Annotated in this window: 14 protein-coding genes; all 14 read right to left on the bottom strand. The window is 68.4% G+C overall.

Annotated elements, in window-relative coordinates; genetic code table 11:
• Nucleotides 1-2: 2 nt before the first annotated feature.
• The 14 genes from ACLF6J_RS02230 to ACLF6J_RS02165 all read right to left on the bottom strand — a co-directional run bounded on the left by ACLF6J_RS02230 (nucleotide 3) and on the right by ACLF6J_RS02165 (nucleotide 17,184).
• Nucleotides 3-1,502, bottom strand: a complete 1,500-nt coding sequence (locus tag ACLF6J_RS02230) for an RsmB/NOP family class I SAM-dependent RNA methyltransferase (RefSeq protein ID WP_134353729.1) — start codon at nucleotides 1,500-1,502, stop codon at nucleotides 3-5.
• A complete protein-coding gene (gene fmt / locus ACLF6J_RS02225; protein ID WP_134353730.1) occupies nucleotides 1,499-2,419 on the bottom strand; it encodes a methionyl-tRNA formyltransferase in 921 nt (306 codons plus the stop codon). The genes ACLF6J_RS02230 and fmt overlap by 4 nt, the downstream gene beginning before the upstream one ends.
• 18 nt (nucleotides 2,420-2,437) lie before the next feature.
• Nucleotides 2,438-4,396: a primosomal protein N' gene (locus ACLF6J_RS02220; protein WP_134353731.1), complete on the bottom strand. Its 1,959-nt coding sequence runs from the start codon at nucleotides 4,394-4,396 to the stop codon at nucleotides 2,438-2,440.
• Between the two features lie 16 nt (nucleotides 4,397-4,412).
• The gene (gene metK, locus ACLF6J_RS02215; RefSeq protein ID WP_134353732.1) at nucleotides 4,413-5,606 is read right to left on the bottom strand and encodes a methionine adenosyltransferase; all 1,194 of its coding nucleotides are present in this window, start codon (nucleotides 5,604-5,606) and stop codon (nucleotides 4,413-4,415) included.
• Nucleotides 5,607-5,693: 87 nt separating this feature from the next.
• Nucleotides 5,694-5,948, bottom strand: coding sequence for a DNA-directed RNA polymerase subunit omega (gene rpoZ, locus ACLF6J_RS02210; protein WP_017204385.1), 255 nt, complete (start codon nucleotides 5,946-5,948; stop codon nucleotides 5,694-5,696).
• Between the two features lie 65 nt (nucleotides 5,949-6,013).
• Nucleotides 6,014-6,925, bottom strand: a complete 912-nt coding sequence (gene gmk, locus ACLF6J_RS02205) for a guanylate kinase (protein WP_131491044.1) — start codon at nucleotides 6,923-6,925, stop codon at nucleotides 6,014-6,016.
• Complete coding sequence (gene pyrF, locus ACLF6J_RS02200; RefSeq protein ID WP_134353733.1) at nucleotides 6,918-7,763, bottom strand: orotidine-5'-phosphate decarboxylase; 846 nt, start codon at nucleotides 7,761-7,763, stop codon at nucleotides 6,918-6,920. Before pyrF ends, gmk begins: the two co-directional genes overlap by 8 nt.
• A complete protein-coding gene (carB, locus tag ACLF6J_RS02195) occupies nucleotides 7,760-11,047 on the bottom strand; it encodes a carbamoyl-phosphate synthase large subunit (RefSeq protein WP_047519528.1) in 3,288 nt (1,095 codons plus the stop codon). The genes pyrF and carB overlap by 4 nt, the downstream gene beginning before the upstream one ends.
• Nucleotides 11,047-12,225: a glutamine-hydrolyzing carbamoyl-phosphate synthase small subunit gene (gene carA, locus ACLF6J_RS02190; protein WP_134353734.1), complete on the bottom strand. Its 1,179-nt coding sequence runs from the start codon at nucleotides 12,223-12,225 to the stop codon at nucleotides 11,047-11,049. Before carA ends, carB begins: the two co-directional genes overlap by 1 nt.
• Entirely contained in the window at nucleotides 12,222-12,734 is a 513-nt protein-coding gene (locus ACLF6J_RS02185) for a hypothetical protein (RefSeq protein ID WP_047519526.1), read from the bottom strand. Before ACLF6J_RS02185 ends, carA begins: the two co-directional genes overlap by 4 nt.
• Entirely contained in the window at nucleotides 12,731-14,035 is a 1,305-nt protein-coding gene (locus ACLF6J_RS02180) for a dihydroorotase (protein WP_047519524.1), read from the bottom strand. Before ACLF6J_RS02180 ends, ACLF6J_RS02185 begins: the two co-directional genes overlap by 4 nt.
• Nucleotides 14,032-14,997, bottom strand: coding sequence for an aspartate carbamoyltransferase catalytic subunit (locus ACLF6J_RS02175; protein WP_134353735.1), 966 nt, complete (start codon nucleotides 14,995-14,997; stop codon nucleotides 14,032-14,034). Before ACLF6J_RS02175 ends, ACLF6J_RS02180 begins: the two co-directional genes overlap by 4 nt.
• A complete protein-coding gene (gene pyrR, locus ACLF6J_RS02170; protein WP_134353736.1) occupies nucleotides 14,994-15,524 on the bottom strand; it encodes a bifunctional pyr operon transcriptional regulator/uracil phosphoribosyltransferase PyrR in 531 nt (176 codons plus the stop codon). The genes ACLF6J_RS02175 and pyrR overlap by 4 nt, the downstream gene beginning before the upstream one ends.
• Nucleotides 15,525-15,606: 82 nt before the next feature.
• Nucleotides 15,607-17,184, bottom strand: a complete 1,578-nt coding sequence (locus tag ACLF6J_RS02165) for a Rieske 2Fe-2S domain-containing protein (protein ID WP_134353737.1) — start codon at nucleotides 17,182-17,184, stop codon at nucleotides 15,607-15,609.
• Between the last annotated feature and the right edge of the window lie 13 nt (nucleotides 17,185-17,197).

Genomic DNA, 17,197 nt, shown 5'->3' with positions numbered 1-17,197 from the left:
TCCTAGTCTTCCTTCCCGGATGAGGTGTTCTCGGTCGATGGGCGCTGCAGGAGCGCGAGGAACATGGCGTCGGTGCCGTGTCGGTGCGGCCAGAGCTGGGCGCTGCCGGAGCCGGAACGGCCCTCGACCGCGAGATCGATCGGCGACATCGAGACATCCGCGATCGCCGCACGCGCATCGAGCTCCACGATGTCCGTGCGCGCCCGCAGCACCTCCTGCACGACGCCGGTGGTCTCCGCGAGATGCGGCGAGCACGTCGCATAAGCGACGACGCCACCGGGAGCGAGCGCATCGACCGCAGCGGACAGCAACTCGACCTGCAGCGGGACGAGTTCGGCGACATCCGCCGGCGATTTCCGCCAGCGTGCCTCGGGGCGGCGACGAAGCGCGCCGAGACCCGTGCAGGGCGCATCGACGAGGATCCGGTCGAACTCCCCCGGTCGGGACGCGGCGAGAGCCCGCCCATCCTGCTCGTGGACGACGATGTCGGCCGGTACGGCCCGGAGAGCCTTGCGGACGAGTCGCGCACGGACGGGGACGACCTCGTTCGCCTCCAGAGTGGCGTCATGCTCGAGCGCGATCGCGGCGAGGAGCGCGGTCTTTCCTCCCGGACCCGCGCAGAGGTCGAGCCAGCGCTCCCCCGAGGCGATGGGCGCAGCGCCCGCCAGCGCGAGGGCCACGAGCTGGGAGCCCTCGTCCTGCACGCGCACGGTGCCGCCGGAGGCTTCGACCGAGCGCCGGGGGTCGCCCCCGGGGGACGCGAAAGCGGTCGGCGCGTAGGGAAGACGAGGCTCGGCAGGCTCGGCCAGCCCCGGCAACGCGACGAGGGTCACCTCGGGCGAGATGTTATCGGACTCCAGAAGCGCCTCGAGCTCGTCGCCGCGCCCTTCGGCTGCGAGGGCCCGACGGAGCGCCCTGATGACCCAGACCGGATGCGCGGTGCGCAGGGCGAGCCGCTCGTCATCGGAGCGCGCCTGCTCCTCGATGCGCGCCTGCCAGACCTCTCCCGAGTCGCGGGTGATACGACGGAGGACGGCGTTCGCGAAGCTCGACGCCCCACGCCCTGATGTCGTCGCCACGAGGTTCACCGATTCGTTCACAGCCGCGTGCGAAGCGACGCGGGTGGCGAGCAGCTGATGCACCGCGAGCCGCAGTGCGTCGAGCACCGCAGGGTCGATGCCGTCCGTCGGGCGGTCGGCCGCCGATGCGATGATCGCGTCATACGTGCCGAGCCTTCGCAACGTTCCGTACGTGAGCTCCGTCGCGAGCGCCGCGTCCTGCGGCGTGAGCCCCGCGTCGGCGATCGCGGTCGGGAGCACGAGGTTCGCATAGGCATCGGTCTCGGACACCGCGCGCAGCACGTCGTAGGCGACCCGACGAGCGGGTTGAACAGCGCGCACAGGACCGCGCCGCTCCGTGCCCCGTCCCTCGCGGGAAGAGTGCCCGGACGGACGTCGTCCCTGCGGTCTCGGGGTGCGACGATCCCGTCCTTCGCCGCTCATGATCCTGCCTGCAGCTCATCGCCGCCGCGCTGCCCGCGCCACCAGTCGACCGCGTTCATCGCTCCCTTGCCGGCCGGCTGCACGCGAGTCACCGCCAGCGCCCCCGAGCCCGTTCCGATGAGGAGCGCCTTCTTCGTGCCACGAAAACGTCCGGGAGCGAGGGGCTCCGCATCCGCAGCGGGCACCGCTTCGAGCACCTTGAGCGCCTGACCGCCGACCGTCGTGTGCGCGCCGGGTTCGGGAGTCGCACCTCGGAAACGTGCGAACACCGTGTCGAGCGGCGCGTTCCAATCGAGGAGGCCGTCGGCGTGTGACAGCTTGGCCGCGAAACTCGGCTCCCCCACCTGCGGTCGCGCGTCAGCTGTGCCGTCAGCGATCGCGTCGACCACCTGGGCCGTGAGGTCGGCGCCGTCATGGGCGAGGGTCTCGAGCGCCTCGCCCGCGGTCGCCGTCTCCGCGACCTCGATCTCCCGCGTCGCATAGACGTCGCCCGCATCCAGCTCGGCGACCAGCTGGAAGACACTCGCGCCGAGAACGTCGTCTCCCGCGATGAGCGCTCGTTGCACCGGGGCGGCTCCGCGCCATGCCGGAAGGAGGGAGAAATGCAGGTTGATCCATCCCCTCGTCGGCATGGACAGGAGCGGCTCGCGGACCAGGCCCCCGTAGGCCACGATCACGCCGAGTTCCACCTCCAGGGCCGCGATCTCCGCGGTCGCGGCGTCGTCGAGCCGAGCGGCCTTGATCACGGGGAGTCCGAGTTCGAGGGCCGCCTGCGCGACCGGAGACGGCGTGAGCACACGCCGACGCCCGAGTGCGGCATCGGGCCGCGTCACGACCGCGGCGATGTCGTGCGAGGTCGCGAGACGACGCAGGGTGGGCACAGCAGCAGCGGGTGTGCCGGCGAAGACGAGGCGCATGAAGGTTCTCCGGAAGGGTCAGAGCTCTGGATCGAGGATATCGAGACGGACCGAGAGTGTGCTCTTCGTCGACCGCCCCTTGCGTCGGCGGCCGCTCACGGCTTCGGCGACCACTGCCGCGCGCAGGGCCGTGGCGACCCGGCTGCCGGCGCTGTAGTCGAAACGCACGAGGGCACGTACGCGGGGAGGCACCTCGTCGGACTCGACGGGAACAGGTCCGAGGACGGCATCGCTGGGGAGGGCGAGTTCCTTGAGCGCGGCGAGAGCGTCACCGACGGCAGAAGCCGACCCCTGCACGAGTGCCACGCGCGTCGTGGGCGGCATGTGCAGGGGCGCCCGACTCTCCAGCTCGGCGCGCGCATGGGCCGCGTGGTTCCAGGTCGCGAGCGCCTTGGCCGCTGCGCCGTTCACTCCGACCAGGTGGACGGGTGCTCCGGGCGCGGCGAGGGCCGCGGCGTTCGACCACCAGCGCAGACACGATTCCGCGACACGCAGGTCGGGGGCCTGGAGCATGCGCGGCCCGTCCAGCAGGACGACCGCTCGGTAGCCGCCGTCGGCGATCGGCTCCGCTCCACGGGTCGCGACCACGAGTGCGGGTCTGTCCGTGACGCGTTCGACCGGATGCGCACTGTCGGCGACGATCACGCGGACACCCGGAAAGGCGCGTCCGAGCTCATCGGCGGTGCGTTCGCTCCCGGACGACGCGAGGCGCAGCTTCGTCGAGGAGCACGACGGGCACGTCCACGCGCTCGCACCCCGCCCACACCAGCCGCACACCGGCACGGCCCCACGATGCCGCGCACCGAGTGGTCCCCCGCAGTGCGGGCAGCGTGCGGGTGCTCGGCAGTCGGCGCACACCAAGGATGGGGAGAATCCCGGGCGCGAAACCTGGACGAGGACGGGTCCTTCGGCCGTGGCGTTGCGCGCAGCGAGGAACGCCGATGACGGCATGCGTTGAGCCGTCGGCTGCTCCATCTCCTGTGCCGTGCTGAGGACGACCCGCGGAAGCACGCGACGCGTGGCCCGGACATCCTGCAGCCAACCGAGTACGACGAGGCGCTCGACGTCGGTCGTACGCGAGTGCCCCGCGAACAGCAGTGCGGAGCCCTCGAGCTCTTGTCGGAGGAGCGCCGCGTCACGGGAATTGACGTACGGCGACAGCGGTTCTCCGAGCAATGGGTCGCCATCGTCCCAGATCGCCACCAGCCCGGCGGCCACAGGCGAGTAGACCGCGGAGCGATTGCCGACGACGATGCAGGGAGCGTCCTCGAGTGTGCGCAGAAAGGCCCGATAGCGGTCGGGGTTGGTCTGCCGGGAGTCGTGACGCACCACCGTGCCAGCGGGCACGAGCGGCTCGAGCGCGGCGAGCAGACGATCGAGATCGCGATGGTCCGGAACGACGATGATCGAGGACCGACCCGACGACAATGTCCGCGCTGCAGCCGAGGCCAGGAGTTTCGCCCACCCCTGCACGCCGTCGAGGAGCTGCGGGATCGCTTCGACCGCGGCGCGTCCTCCGGTATCGAGGACGGCGCCGAGGCCGTCGTAGGCCGCGATGGCTTCCTCCGCGATCTCGCGAGCGGCGGCATCAGGCTGCATTTCGGGCGAGTCCGCCGTCCAGGCCTTCTCGACCCGCACCTGACGCTTGGGGATCACGAGGCGCAGCACGTCCGAGGCCGACCCGGCAGCACGATCGGCGACTCGACGTGCCAGCGTGTAGAGGCGCTCGGGAAGGACGGGCACGGCCGAGACAACGCTCTCGACCTCGGACAGCGGGCGGTCGGCGTCGTCTTCGGTGTCGATCTCGACGATGTATCCGTCGATCACCCGCCCCGCGGTGCGCAACGGCACGCGGACCCGGACGCCGAGCGGTACGTCGCCGAGCTCTGCGGGAAGCGCGTAGTCGAAGAGCCGGTCGAGTTGAGGCAGCGGCGAATCGAGGAGCACGCGCGCGATGCGCCGGCTCTCCGGAGGCATCAGGACCGTGGTCCCATCAGAGCCCGGCAGCGCGGCGAAGCTCTTCGGCGCGGTCGGTGCGCTCCCAGGTGAAGTCGGCGAGCTCTCGACCGAAGTGACCGTACGCCGCGGTCTGGGCGTAGATCGGCCGCAGAAGGTCGAGCTGCTCGATGATCGCCTGCGGGCGCAGATCGAACACGTCGGTGATGGCCCGGGTGATCACCTCGTCCGAGACCTTTCCGGTGCCGAAGGTCTCGACGTACAGGCCGACCGGACGCGCGACGCCGATCGCGTAGGCCACCTGCACTTCGAGACGGTCGGCGAGTCCTGCCGCCACCGCGTTCTTGGCCACCCAACGCGTGGCGTAGGCACCGGAGCGGTCGACCTTCGACGGGTCTTTCCCGCTGAACGCTCCACCGCCGTGTCGCGCTGCCCCGCCGTAGGTGTCGATGATGATCTTGCGTCCGGTGAGTCCGGCGTCGCCCTTCGGGCCTCCTGTGACGAACGGGCCCGCGGGGTTGATGTAGAGCGTGACGTCGTCGAGGTCGAGGCCCGTCGTGGCGAGGACCGGGTCGATGACGTGCCGGCGCACCTGATCCTGCAGCTCGTCCTGGGAGATCTCCGGGTGGTGCTGCGTGGAGACGACGACCGCGTCGACGGTCTTCGGCGTGAAGCCGTCGTAGCCCAGCGTGACCTGAGTCTTGCCGTCGGGGCGCAGGAACGGCAGCACTCCGCTGCGACGGACCTCGGTGAGACGTTCCGCCAGGCGGTGTGCGGTCCAGGCAGCCATCGGCATCAGCTGGGGCGTCTCGTTCGTCGCGAAGCCGAACATGATGCCCTGGTCGCCGGCGCCGAGCCCGTCGAGCGGATCGACGGACGACCCGTCGCGGTGCTCCTGCGCGCTGTCGACGCCGTGGGCGATGTCGGTGGACTGCTCCCCCACCGAGACGCTCACGCCGCAGGACGCGCCGTCGAAGCCGGTCTCGCTGGAGGTGTAGCCGATACCGTTCACGACCTGGCGGACGATCGTCGGGATATCGACGTAGGCCTCGGTGCGGATCTCACCGGCGACGTGGACGAGGCCGGTCGTGACGAGCGTCTCGACGGCCACGCGAGAACCGCGGTCCTTCGCGATCAGACCATCGAGGATGCTGTCCGAGATCTGGTCGCAGATCTTGTCCGGATGCCCTTCGGTGACGGACTCGGACGTGAACAGACGCAGCGCGCTCATCGATTCTCCAGAACGGGACGGACAGAAGGGGGTGTGGCACCCATTCTGGACTGCGCCTCCGACAGACGGGAGGCGCAGTCTCGAATATCACTCCGCGTGACGCAGGCGGAGCTTGTCCTCGTTGATCTCGTGCAGCGCGATGGTGAGCGGCTTGTCCTCGACGGAGGAATCGACCAGCGGGCCCACGTTGTCGAAGAGGTTGCCCTCGTGCAGGTCCGAGTAGTAGTCGTTGATCTGGCGCGCGCGCTTTGCGGCGTAGATCACGAGCTCGTACTTGGAGTCGACGCGGTCGAGCAGGTTGTCGATGGGGGGATCGATGATGCCGTTGTTGTGTCCGGCCATGGTGAGACCTCCTGATCAGGCGACGGGATCGTCGCGAAGACGGTGCGAAAGGCGCGCGAAGACGCTCAGCGCGCAGAGCTTGAAGACAATTCTACGACCTCGCGGGCCGCGGTGGCGACGTCCTCGTTCACGATCAGGTGATCGAACTCGTTCTGGGCGGCCAGTTCGACCTTCGCGGTACGCAATCGGCGGGCCCTCTCTTCGGCCTCTTCGGTGCCGCGCCCGACCAGTCGATGCACCAGCTCATCCCAGCTCGGCGGCAGCAGGAAGATGAGCGTCGCGGCGGGTTCCGCTCGCCGCACCTGACGCGCCCCCTGCAGGTCGATCTCGAGGAGGACCGTCTTGCCCTCGGCCAAAGCGGCATCGATCGGTGCGCGCGGGGTGCCGTATCGGGAGCGGTTGTGCACCACCGCGTATTCGAGGAGCTCGTCGTCGGCGATCAGCCGGTCGAACTCCGCGTCGTCCACGAAGTAGTAGTGGACACCGTCGATCTCGCCCGGACGAGGCGGCCGCGTGGTCGCCGAGACCGACAGATGGATCTCCGGGTTGTGCTCACGGATATGCGCGGCCACCGTTCCCTTGCCCACGGCAGTCGGGCCGGCGAGCACGAGCAGGCGACTCCGCTCTCCACGCGGCTCCGGTACCGGGAAGCGTGTGTCGAGCCACGTCTCCAGTGCACGGCGCTGACGTGCGCCGAGGCCTCCGAGACGTTTGACCGGCGAGATGTGGAGCTCCTCCAGGATCCGGTCGCGCTTGCCCGCACCGATGGCGGGGAGAGCCAGCAGGAAGTCGGTGATGCGCATCGACCCCTCGACGGAGTCGGCGTCCGCTGTGGCGCGACGCAGCACCGCCTGCGGCGTGACCACCCGCATCGTCAGGTCGCGCTTGACGGAGGCTCTGGCACGGCGACGTTCGACCGCACGGCGGGCGGCCGCAGCTCGATCGACCTCCGGAACGGTCCGCTGGGCGTCAGACACCGGCCACCTCGAGATACTCGGCCGCGCGTGCGGCGACAGTCCGGGCCAGGTCGACCGGGCCTGCGGAGAGGATGCTGCGGCTCTCGCTCGCGATCACGGCGTCCGACAGCGCACCGAAGCGCGGCCGCAGGTCGGAGGGAGCAGCACCCTGCGCACCGAAGCCCGGAGCCAGGATGGGGGCGACGGGCTCGAAGGGTTCGATACCCGCCGGGGCCCACTCCACGGTGGCACCGATGACGAAGCCGAAGCTCCCCCACTCCCCTGCCCCGACCTGCTCGGCGTTGCGCCCCGAGACCTCGGAGATGATCGATGCCGACACGGTCGCGCCGTCGGACGCCGTGGACCGCTGGAGTCCCTCGGCCTGGGGGTTGCTGGTCGCCGCGAGGACGAAGAGCCCCTTGTGGTGCTCTCCGGCGAGGGCGAAGGCCCCGTCGAGGGCTCCGACACCGAGGAAAGGACTCACCGTGAGTGCGTCCGCCTCCAACGGCGAACCCGGCGTGAGCCAGGCGCGTGCGTAGTCATCCATGGTCGACCCGATGTCGCCCCGCTTGGCGTCGGCGATCACGATGAGGCCGGCCGCGCGCGCTGCGGCGAGGACGTCTTCGAGCGCGGCGATGCCCCGGGAGCCGAAGCGCTCGAAGAACGACACCTGCGGCTTCACGAAGCCGACTCTCCCGGTGGCAGCCTCGACGGTCCGCAGGCCGAATTCCCGCACGCCCTGCGCGTCGTCCGACAGTCCCCATGACGCGAGCAGCGCGGCGTGGGGGTCGATGCCGACGCAGAGGGGTCCTCGTGCGCCGAGCACGGAGCGGACCCGCTCGCCGAAGCGTGCGCTCACAGTGCCGCCTTCCGGTCCAGTGCGTACTCCTGGAGGCTCTTGACCTGGAAGCCCTCGTGGGCGGCGTCCATTCCGCTCACGGCCGCCCCGAGCACCGCCATCGTGGTGAACAGGGCCTTGTCGGCGGCGACTGCTGCGGCACGGATCTCGTAGCCGTCCGCGCGGGCTGTGCCACCGGAGGGAGTGTTCACGACGATGTCGATCTCGCCCTCGTTGATGAGGTCGACGATGTTCTTCGCGCCCGTCTCCTGCGTCGAGCTGTACTTCTCGACGACGGTGACCGCGATGCCGTTGCGCGAGAGGATCTCTGCGGTCCCCTCGGTCGCGACGATCGTGAAGCCGAGCTGTCGCAGACGGTGCGCGGGAAGGATGACGGCCCGCTTGTCCGAGTCGGCGACCGAGATGAACACCGTCCCCGACGTGGGCATGCCCCCGTAGGCCGCGGCCTGACTCTTCGCGAATGCGGTCGGGAAGTCGCGGTCGATCCCCATGACCTCACCGGTGGATCGCATCTCCGGTCCGAGCACGGAGTCGACCGTCTTGCCGTCGGCGGTGCGGAATCGCTTGAACGGAAGCACCGCTTCCTTCACGGACACCGGCGCGTCGAGCGGGACCCGCGAGCCGTCCTGCTCGGGGAGCATGCCTTCGGCGCGCAGCTCGGCGATCGTCGAACCGGTCATCACGCGGCTCGCCGCCTTGGCCATCGGGATGCCGAGCGCCTTCGAGACGAAGGGCACGGTACGGCTGGCGCGCGGGTTCGCCTCGATGACGTAGAGCACTCCGGCGCTGATGGCGAACTGCACGTTGAGCAGTCCGCGTACGCCCACGCCCTTCGCGATGGCGAGCGTGGCCTCCCGCACGCGATCCACGTCGGTGCGGCCGAGCGAGACGGGCGGTAACGTGCAACTGGAGTCGCCGGAGTGGATCCCGGCCTCTTCGAGGTGCTCCATGACACCACCGACGAACAGGTCGGTGCCGTCGTAGAGGGCGTCCACATCGAGCTCGATCGCGTCGTCGAGGAATCGGTCGACCAGGAGCGGCTTGCCCTCTTCGATCACGACTTCACCCGCGGTGCGCACGAAGTAGTCCCGGAGCGACGCGGTGTCGTAGACGATCTCCATACCGCGGCCGCCGAGCACGAAACTCGGACGCACCAGCACCGGATAGCCGATCTCCTCGGCGATGCGCACAGCGCCCTCGACGTCGATCGCGGTGCCGTTGCGCGGGGCGACCAGACCGGCCTCATCGAGCAGGCGGGAGAAGAGCTCGCGCTCCTCCGCCAGGTCGATCGCCTCGGGGCTGGTGCCGAGCACGGTGTAGCCTGCGGCTTCGATACCCTTCGCGAGGCCGAGCGGCGTTTGACCGCCGAGCTGGCAGACGACACCGAGGATCGTCCCGCTCGCGGCCTCCGCGTCCAGCACCTCCAGCACGTCCTCGAGCGTCAGCGGCTCGAAGTACAGGCGATCCGAGGTGTCGTAGTCGGTCGAGACCGTCTCCGGGTTGCAGTTGACCATGACGGTCTCGAAGCCTGCATCCGACAGCGCGAACGAGGCATGCACGCACGAGTAGTCGAACTCGACACCCTGACCGATGCGGTTGGGACCGGAGCCGATGATGACGACCTTGGTCCGATCGGACGGAGCGACCTCGGTCTCGAAGTCATAGCTCGAGTAGTGGTACGGAGTCAGCGCCGGGAACTCGCCGGCACAGGTGTCCACCGTCTTGTAGACCGGTCGGATCCCGAGGCCATGGCGCACCCCGCGCATCTCCGCCTCCGAGGTTCCGCGGAGCTCGGCAAGCTGAGCGTCCGAGAAGCCGTGCTCCTTGGCGTAGCGGAGAGTGGCCGCATCGAGCTCGGGCGCCGTGCGCACGATCTCCGCGACCTCGTTGATGAGCACGATCTGGTCGAGGAACCAGGGGTCCATCGCCGTCGCCTCGAAGGCCTGCTCGACCGTTGCACCCTTGCGCAATGCCTGCTGCAGCGTGACGATACGACCGTCGGTCGGCGTCTTTGAGATCTCGAGCAGCTCCTCCACGGAACGCTCCTCTGCGCCCCAGTGGAAGCTCGAACCGCGCTTCTCCAACGAACGGAGCGCCTTCTGCAGGGCGGTCGCGTAGTTGCGACCGATCGCCATCGCCTCGCCCACGGACTTCATGGTCGTGGTCAGCGTCGCGTCCGCAGCCGGGAACTTCTCGAAGGCGAAGCGCGGGACCTTGACGACCACGTAGTCGAGCGTCGGCTCGAAGCTCGCCGGCGTCACACCGGTGATGTCGTTCGGGATCTCATCGAGGCGGTAGCCCAGGGCCAGCTTGGCTGCGAGCTTCGCGATCGGGAAGCCCGTGGCCTTCGAGGCCAGAGCGCTCGAGCGCGAGACACGCGGGTTCATCTCGATGACGATGATCCGGCCGTTCTTCGGATCGACCGCGAACTGGATGTTGCAGCCTCCGGTGTCGACGCCCACGGCGCGGATGATGTCGATGCCGATGTCGCGCATCTTCTGGTACTCGCGGTCGGTGAGGGTCAGTGCCGGCGCGACCGTGATCGAGTCACCCGTGTGCACGCCGACCGGATCGACGTTCTCGATCGAACAGACGACGACCGTGTTGTCGGCCGTGTCGCGCATGAGCTCGAGCTCGTACTCCTTCCACCCGAGGATCGACTCCTCGAGGAGCACCTCGGTGGTGGGCGAGTCGCGCAGGCCCGCTCCGGCGATGCGACGGAGGTCTTCCTCGTCGTAGGCGAAGCCGGAGCCCAGGCCCCCCATCGTGAAGCTGGGACGGACCACCATCGGGTAGCCGAGCTCGTCCGCGGCGGCTAGCACCTCCTCCATCGTGTGCGCGATGCGGGAGTCTGCCACGTCGGCGCCGGCGTCGAGGACCAGCTGCTTGAAGATCTGGCGGTCCTCGCCCTTGTTGATCGCCTCGAAGTTGGCGCCGATGAGCTCGACGTCGTACTTCTCGAGGATGCCGTGGTTGTGGAGCTCGATCGCGGCGTTGAGCGCGGTCTGTCCACCGAGGGTCGGCAGGATCGCGTCGGGGCGCTCCTTGGCGATGATCGTCTCGATGACCTCCCACGTGATCGGCTCGATGTAGGTCGCATCGGCGAAGTCGGGGTCGGTCATGATCGTGGCGGGGTTGGAGTTGACCAGGATGACCCGGACTCCCTCCTCGCGCAGCACACGACAGGCCTGAGTACCGGAGTAGTCGAACTCGCAGGCCTGGCCGATGACGATCGGGCCGGAACCGATGACGAGGACGGAGTTGATGTCGTCGCGCTTGGGCATTACTTGGAGTCCTTCTGGCTGGCGATGACCAGGTCGCGGAACCTGTCGAAGAGATAGTTGGCGTCGTGCGGGCCCGCTGCCGCCTCGGGGTGGTACTGCACCGAGAAGGCCGGGATGTCGAGAGCGCGGAGTCCCTCGACGACGTTGTCGTTCAGCCCGACATGGCTGACCTCGACCTTGCCGTACCCGTTCGGGCTGTCGAAGGTCCCCTCGATCGGAGCCTCGACGGCGAAGCCGTGGTTGTGGGCGGTGATCTCCACCTTGCCGGTCTGCTTGTCGAGCACGGGCTGGTTGATGCCGCGGTGGCCGAACGGCAGCTTGTAGGTGCCGAGACCCAGCGCACGGCCCAGGAGCTGGTTGCCGAAGCAGATGCCGAAGAACGGCAGCCCGTCGTCGAGCACCGCACGCAGCAGCTCGACGTGATCGCCCGAGGCCGCGGGGTCACCAGGGCCGTTCGAATAGAAGACGGCGACGGGGTCCACGGCTCTGATCTCATCGATGGTCACGTTCTGCGGGAGTACGTGCACCTCGAAGCCGCGGGCCGCGAGATTGTCGATCGTCGCCTGCTTCACACCGAGGTCGAGCACGGCGAGGTTGCCGATCCGCTCTCCCATCGCGGTCGTCACGGTCGCGACGTCGACGGAGACCTCGGCGGACAGATTGCGTCCCGCCATCTCGGGTGCCTCGCGGACGATGCGCACCTGCTCCTCGGGGTCGAGCGACGCATCGGCGCCGGAGAAGATGCCGCCGCGCATGGAGCCGGCTGAGCGGATGTGGCGCGTGATCGAACGGGTGTCGACCCCGCTGATGCCCACCACGCCGTCCTGGACGAGCACATCGTCGAGCGACGCGTTGGCGCGCCAGTTCGAGACGACGCGCGAAGGGTCGCGCACGATGTAGCCGGCGACCCAGATGCGGCGCGACTCGGCGTCTTCGTCGTTCATGCCGGTGTTGCCGATGTGCGGTGCCGTCTGCAGGACGATCTGACCCGCGTACGAGGGATCCGTGATGGTCTCCTGGTATCCGGACATGCCGGTCGCGAAGACGACTTCGCCGAGGGTACGACCGCGTGCGCCGTAGGCGCGTCCGGCGTGACGCGTGCCGTCCTCCAGGACGAGCACGGCGGGGTCGGGCAGCTGGGCCGCGGGGGCCTGCCCGGCGGGTGTCGAGAGAGTCATGACTTTGCTCCTGTGTCGGGGGCGGCGGGGACGAGCCGCTGCAGGTCGGAGATGAGGTTCTGAGGCTCGCCGGTGGCGAGGCGCAGGTAGCTGTCGACGACGGTGTCGTCGGCGATCTTCCAGGCGATGCGCACGAGACCGCCGGGCTCGACCACGCGGTCGATCGTGACGGTGGCACGATCGACGGTGACGAGCCGGTCGTTCGCGAGGAAGACCGTCGGGGTTCCGTCGAGGCAGAGGGCGATGCCGCGATCCGTGAGGGCGAGCTCGCCGCGTGCCCGATACGCGAGAGGGGACACCGCGAGGCGTTCGAGCGGCTGCTCGTGTCGTGTCGTCGACACGTACAGCACCTCGTCGCGGCGGACGATCTCCGCATGCTCAGGGACTCCGAGCGGCGCCGTGAACACGGAATCGCGGCGCATTCGTCGTCGCCAGGCGAAGAGCATCGCCAGCAGAATCAGGAGCGCCACCGCGATCATGATCGCGACGGCGAGGTCCCGAGCGCTCATGCGCGGAGCTCCTCGACGACGTGTCCGCCGTCGACGGTGAGGGTGCCGCCGTGGATGGTGTACTCCACGCGTCCGGGGAGCGTCCGGCCGAGGTAGGGGGAGTTCACGCTCCGGCCGTGGAGATCCGCCTCCGTGAAGACGCCGTCGACAGAAGCGTCATACAGCGTGAGGTGGGCCGGCTGTCCGACGTCGAGCGGAGTGCCGTGGCCGGCGAGCCGACCGATGCGTGCCGGTGTCGAACTCATGACGCGCGCGACGTCGGACCATTCGAGCAGCCCGGTCTGCACCATCGACTGATGCACCACGCGGAGCGCGCTCTCGAGGCCCACCATGCCGTTCGCGGCCGCCTGCCACTCGCACGCCTTGTTCTCGCTCGGATGCGGTGCGTGATCGGTGGCCACGATGTCGATCGTTCCGTCGGCGAGGCCCTCACGCACGGCGTGCACATCCTCTTCGCGGCGCAGCGGCGGATTGACCTTGTAGCGAGCGTCGTAGCCGCGCACGAGCTCGTCGGTCAGCAACAGGTGGTGCGGGGTGACCTCAGCGGTGACGTCGATGCCGCGCTTCTTGGCCCAGCGGATGATGTCGACCGACCCTGCCGTCGAGAGGTGACAGACGTGCAGGCGGGATCCCACATGCTCGGCCAGCAGCACGTCGCGGGCGATGATCGACTCCTCCGCCACCGCGGGCCAGCCGCTCAGACCGAGTTCGGCCGACACGATGCCTTCGTTCATCTGGGCACCCTCGGTGAGACGAGGATCCTGAGCGTGCTGGGCGATGACGCCGCCGAAGGACTTCACGTACTCCAGCGCACGGCGCATGATGAGCGGATCGAACACGCAGAAGCCGTCGTCGCTGAAGACGCGCACCTTCGCGCGGGACGACGCCATCGCTCCCAGTTCCGCGAGACGCTCGCCCTTCTGCCCGACCGTGACGGCGCCGATGGGCTGCACGGTGGCATAACCCGCTGCCTCGCCCAGGCCGAGCTCCTGCTCGACCACTCCGGCGGTGTCTGCCACGGGAGAGGTGTTGGGCATCGCGAACACCGCGGTGAAGCCACCGGCGGCTGCGGCCCTCGTCCCGGTGAGGATCGTCTCCGACGCTTCATAGCCGGGCTCCCGCAGATGCGTGTGCAGGTCGACGAGCCCGGGCAGGGCCACGAGCCCCGCGCCGTCGATGATGCGCGCACCGGCGCGATGCAATCCCTGACCGATGTCGGCGATGCGGCCGTCTTCGATGATGATGTCGGCGCTCTCGGCACCAAGCATCTGTGCGCCAGTGATGACGAGGGTCTCGCTCACAGGTCTCCCCCTCGTTCGTCGTCTCGTTCTCCTGCCAGCAGCAGGTACAGCACCGCCATGCGGACGGACACCCCGTTCGTCACCTGTTCCAGCACCGTCGAGCGGGGGGAATCGGCAGCTTCCGAAGAGATCTCCAGTCCCCGGTTCATGGGTCCGGGGTGCAGGACAATGCTACCTGCCGGAAGACCGCCCACACGCCGTGCGTCCAGGCCCCAGCGGCGGGAATACTCCCGCTCAGTCGGGAAATACGCCGCGTTCATCCGTTCCAGCTGGATACGCAGCATCATCACGGCGTCCGGGTCCTCCGCCAGCGCCTGATCGAGGTCGTATTCGACCCGTACCGGCCAGAGAGACACGTTCTGCGGCACCAACGTGGGCGGTGCCACCAGGGTGACGTCGGCACCCAACGTGGTGAGCAGCCAGACGTTGGAACGGGCAACGCGGGAGTGCAGCACGTCACCGACGATCACGACCCGCAGCCCGCTGAGGTCCCGTCCTCGGCTGTCGCCACCGAAGCGACGCTTGCGGATGGTGAAGGCGTCGAGCAGCGCCTGCGTCGGGTGCTCGTGGGTGCCGTCCCCGGCGTTCACCACTCCGGCCGAGATCCAGCCGCTGGTGGCGAGGGTCTGCGGCGCTCCGGAGCCGGGGTGCCGGACCACGACCGCGTCGGCGCCGATCGCCTCGAGCGTCTGCGCCGTGTCTTTCAGGCTCTCGCCTTTGGAGACGCTGGAGCCCTTCGCGGCGAAGTTGATCACATCGGCGGAGAGACGCTTGGCGGCTGCCTCGAACGAGATGCGCGTGCGGGTCGAGTCCTCGAAGAAGAGGTTCACGACGGTCTTGCCGCGCAGTGTCGGGAGCTTCTTGACCTCGCGGGACTGCGTGTCCGACATGTCTTCGGCGACATCGAGGATGCGCAGTGCGGTCGCCCGATCGAGGGTGCGGGTGTCGAGGAGATGCCTCATTCGCCGATCGTCACCTCCTCGGCCCCGTCGTTCTCGAAGAGGCGCACATTGACGCGCTCCGTACGCGCGGAGGGGATGTTCTTGCCGATGAAGTCCGGCCGGATCGGAAGTTCACGATGCCCGCGGTCGACCAGGATCGCCAGCCGGACGACAGCGGGGCGGCCGATGGACTGGATCGCGTCGAGTGCGGCCCGGATGCTCCGCCCGGAGAAGAGCACATCATCGACGAGCACGACCGTCTTGCCGTCGATGCCGCCGACCGGGATCTCCGTGGGCTGCGGCGACCGGGTCGGGTGCTTGGCGAGGTCATCCCGGAAGAGGGTGACATCGAGCGCGCCGACGGGAACGGACTGTTGAGCGATCTCGCTGATCAGCAGCCCGAGGCGATGGGCGAGAGTGACGCCGCGGGTCGGAACTCCCAGCAGGACGAGGTTCTCGGCTCCTCGATTGGATTCGAGGATCTCGTGCGCGATACGGGTCAGCGCGCGTGAGATGTCGGCTTCGTGCAGCACGGTGCGCATGCTCATCGGCCGCTCCCTTCTCCGCCTCACAGGACGGTGTTAAAGGTTGCTAGTCAGGCCAGTCTATCGGAGCGCGGACTCTCCGCGATCAGCTCGCCTCCTGCAGCACGGGATCGGTGACGTCGTCGACCTTGGCGGAACGGATCGGGTGCCCGGCCGTGGAGAGGCATCGACCGGTCTTCAGGTCCCACTTCCAGTCGTGCATGCTGCAGGTGAGGATCCCGTCCTCGTCGACGGTGCCCGTTCGGGTGAGGTCGGCACGCAGGTGCGGGCAGCGCCGCTGGACGACCCAGTCCCCGATCTCCGCATCCTCCGTCTGATCCGTCTGCTCCTGATACCAGTTCTCGACGTACTCGATCCGGTCGACCGAGAGGCACTTGAGGAACGTGGTGAGGAACTCGTTGAACTTGCCGCTGCGCCCCACCGAGAACTGCATCGAGAGGAAGATCGAGTTCGACCAGTCGATCTCGTGATCGACGATGTTCGTGGAGACGAGATCTGCGGGGATGGTGTACCAGTACACGCACTCCTCCCCCGCGTACTCGCGGACCTTCGCACGAGGGAAGTCGACGACCATGTCGAGCTCGCCGATGCGGAAGCGCACACATCCGCCGACGCCCAACCGGATCGTGCGGGACTTCTTCAGCAGCGGCTCCCACCAGGTCTTGATCGCCTCGAGCATCTCGGCCGGGGGGATGATCTCGGCACGAGACGCCTCTTCGTCGCGGATCTCCTGCTGCCGGCTCGCGCGCTGCTCCTCGAGGTACTCCCACTTCTCGTCGAAGATGTGAGCGATCTCGGCGTCGGTGTAGAGCGTCTGCTCGGAGGTGACGTTGCCTCCCTCGACCGTGACGACGGTCCCGGGGATGAAGAGCTGACCGTCGTACTGCGGAGCGAGCTCCTTCATGTGCGCGAGGAACTGTTTCTGGTCCGTGAAGATCGATTCGCCGTTCTTTCCGAGACCATTGAAGTCGAACAGATCGTCGCGCAGGAACATGGGCGGACCGGCCATCGGGAAGACGTGCGGAGCATCGACCTTCTCGATGTAGTACATGGCGCGCTTGTTCTGCGCTTCGCGCTTGAGGCGGGCGAAGTTCTGCTTCGCGTCGAGCGGCAGGTCGTAGACCATGGGCCACCAGATGGCACCGGAGACCTGGGTGAAGTAGGCGTCGGGCTTGCCGAAGTCGAGCAGCTTCTCGAGGTCGAGCGGATGCGAGTCGTTCTGATTGAGCACCGAACCGGTGCCGTCGTCGACGCTCAACGAGGAGTCGCCGATCGGTCCGTCGCTGGGAGCGCGCAGCGGCGTGATCATCATCTTGAGGTCGCCGCGCTGGATCACCTGACCTGCCGGAGCGTAGGTGATGTTCGTGTAGCCGAGCGCGCGGATGTCCTTCTCGAGATCATCGGTCGGGTACTCCGGGAGCAGCACCTCGATGTCCTTGCGGATGTAGCGCTCGAGGAGACGCGGATCGAAGTGGTCGCGGTGGCGGTGCGAGATCCAGAGGAAGTCGGCTTCGCGTCCGAATCGCTCCCAATCCAGCCCCCGGTTGTCCGGGAACGGGAACCAGGATCCGTAGAAGGAGGGTCCGAGAACCGGGTCGCAGATGATGTTCCCGCCCACGGTCTCGATGAACATCCCGGCGTGGCCGAGTCCGGTGATCCGCATTGCATTCCTCCCG

Origin of the sequence: Microbacterium sp. IO18, assembly GCF_049099505.1 — a bacterium.
Lineage (GTDB): Bacteria > Actinomycetota > Actinomycetes > Actinomycetales > Microbacteriaceae > Microbacterium > Microbacterium aurugineum.
The sequence above is the reverse complement of the archived record's forward strand: the minus strand, read 5'-3'. Positions and strand labels throughout refer to the sequence as shown.

What these genes read in the sequence shown, in the direction of transcription:
- fmt (WP_134353730.1), bottom strand. Translation starts at nt 2,419, where the DNA reads ATGCGCCTCGTCTTCGCCGGCACACCCGCTGCTGCTGTGCCCACCCTG.
- metK (WP_134353732.1), bottom strand. Translation starts at nt 5,606, where the DNA reads ATGAGCGCGCTGCGTCTGTTCACGTCCGAGTCCGTCACCGAAGGGCAT.
- ACLF6J_RS02220 (WP_134353731.1), bottom strand. Translation starts at nt 4,396, where the DNA reads ATGCCTCCGGAGAGCCGGCGCATCGCGCGCGTGCTCCTCGATTCGCCG.
- pyrR (WP_134353736.1), bottom strand. Translation starts at nt 15,524, where the DNA reads ATGAGCATGCGCACCGTGCTGCACGAAGCCGACATCTCACGCGCGCTG.
- rpoZ (WP_017204385.1), bottom strand. Translation starts at nt 5,948, where the DNA reads ATGGCCGGACACAACAACGGCATCATCGATCCCCCCATCGACAACCTG.
- ACLF6J_RS02165 (WP_134353737.1), bottom strand. Translation starts at nt 17,184, where the DNA reads ATGCGGATCACCGGACTCGGCCACGCCGGGATGTTCATCGAGACCGTG.
- ACLF6J_RS02230 (WP_134353729.1), bottom strand. Translation starts at nt 1,502, where the DNA reads ATGAGCGGCGAAGGACGGGATCGTCGCACCCCGAGACCGCAGGGACGA.
- ACLF6J_RS02185 (WP_047519526.1), bottom strand. Translation starts at nt 12,734, where the DNA reads ATGAGCGCTCGGGACCTCGCCGTCGCGATCATGATCGCGGTGGCGCTC.
- carB (WP_047519528.1), bottom strand. Translation starts at nt 11,047, where the DNA reads ATGCCCAAGCGCGACGACATCAACTCCGTCCTCGTCATCGGTTCCGGC.
- carA (WP_134353734.1), bottom strand. Translation starts at nt 12,225, where the DNA reads ATGACTCTCTCGACACCCGCCGGGCAGGCCCCCGCGGCCCAGCTGCCC.
- ACLF6J_RS02175 (WP_134353735.1), bottom strand. Translation starts at nt 14,997, where the DNA reads ATGAGGCATCTCCTCGACACCCGCACCCTCGATCGGGCGACCGCACTG.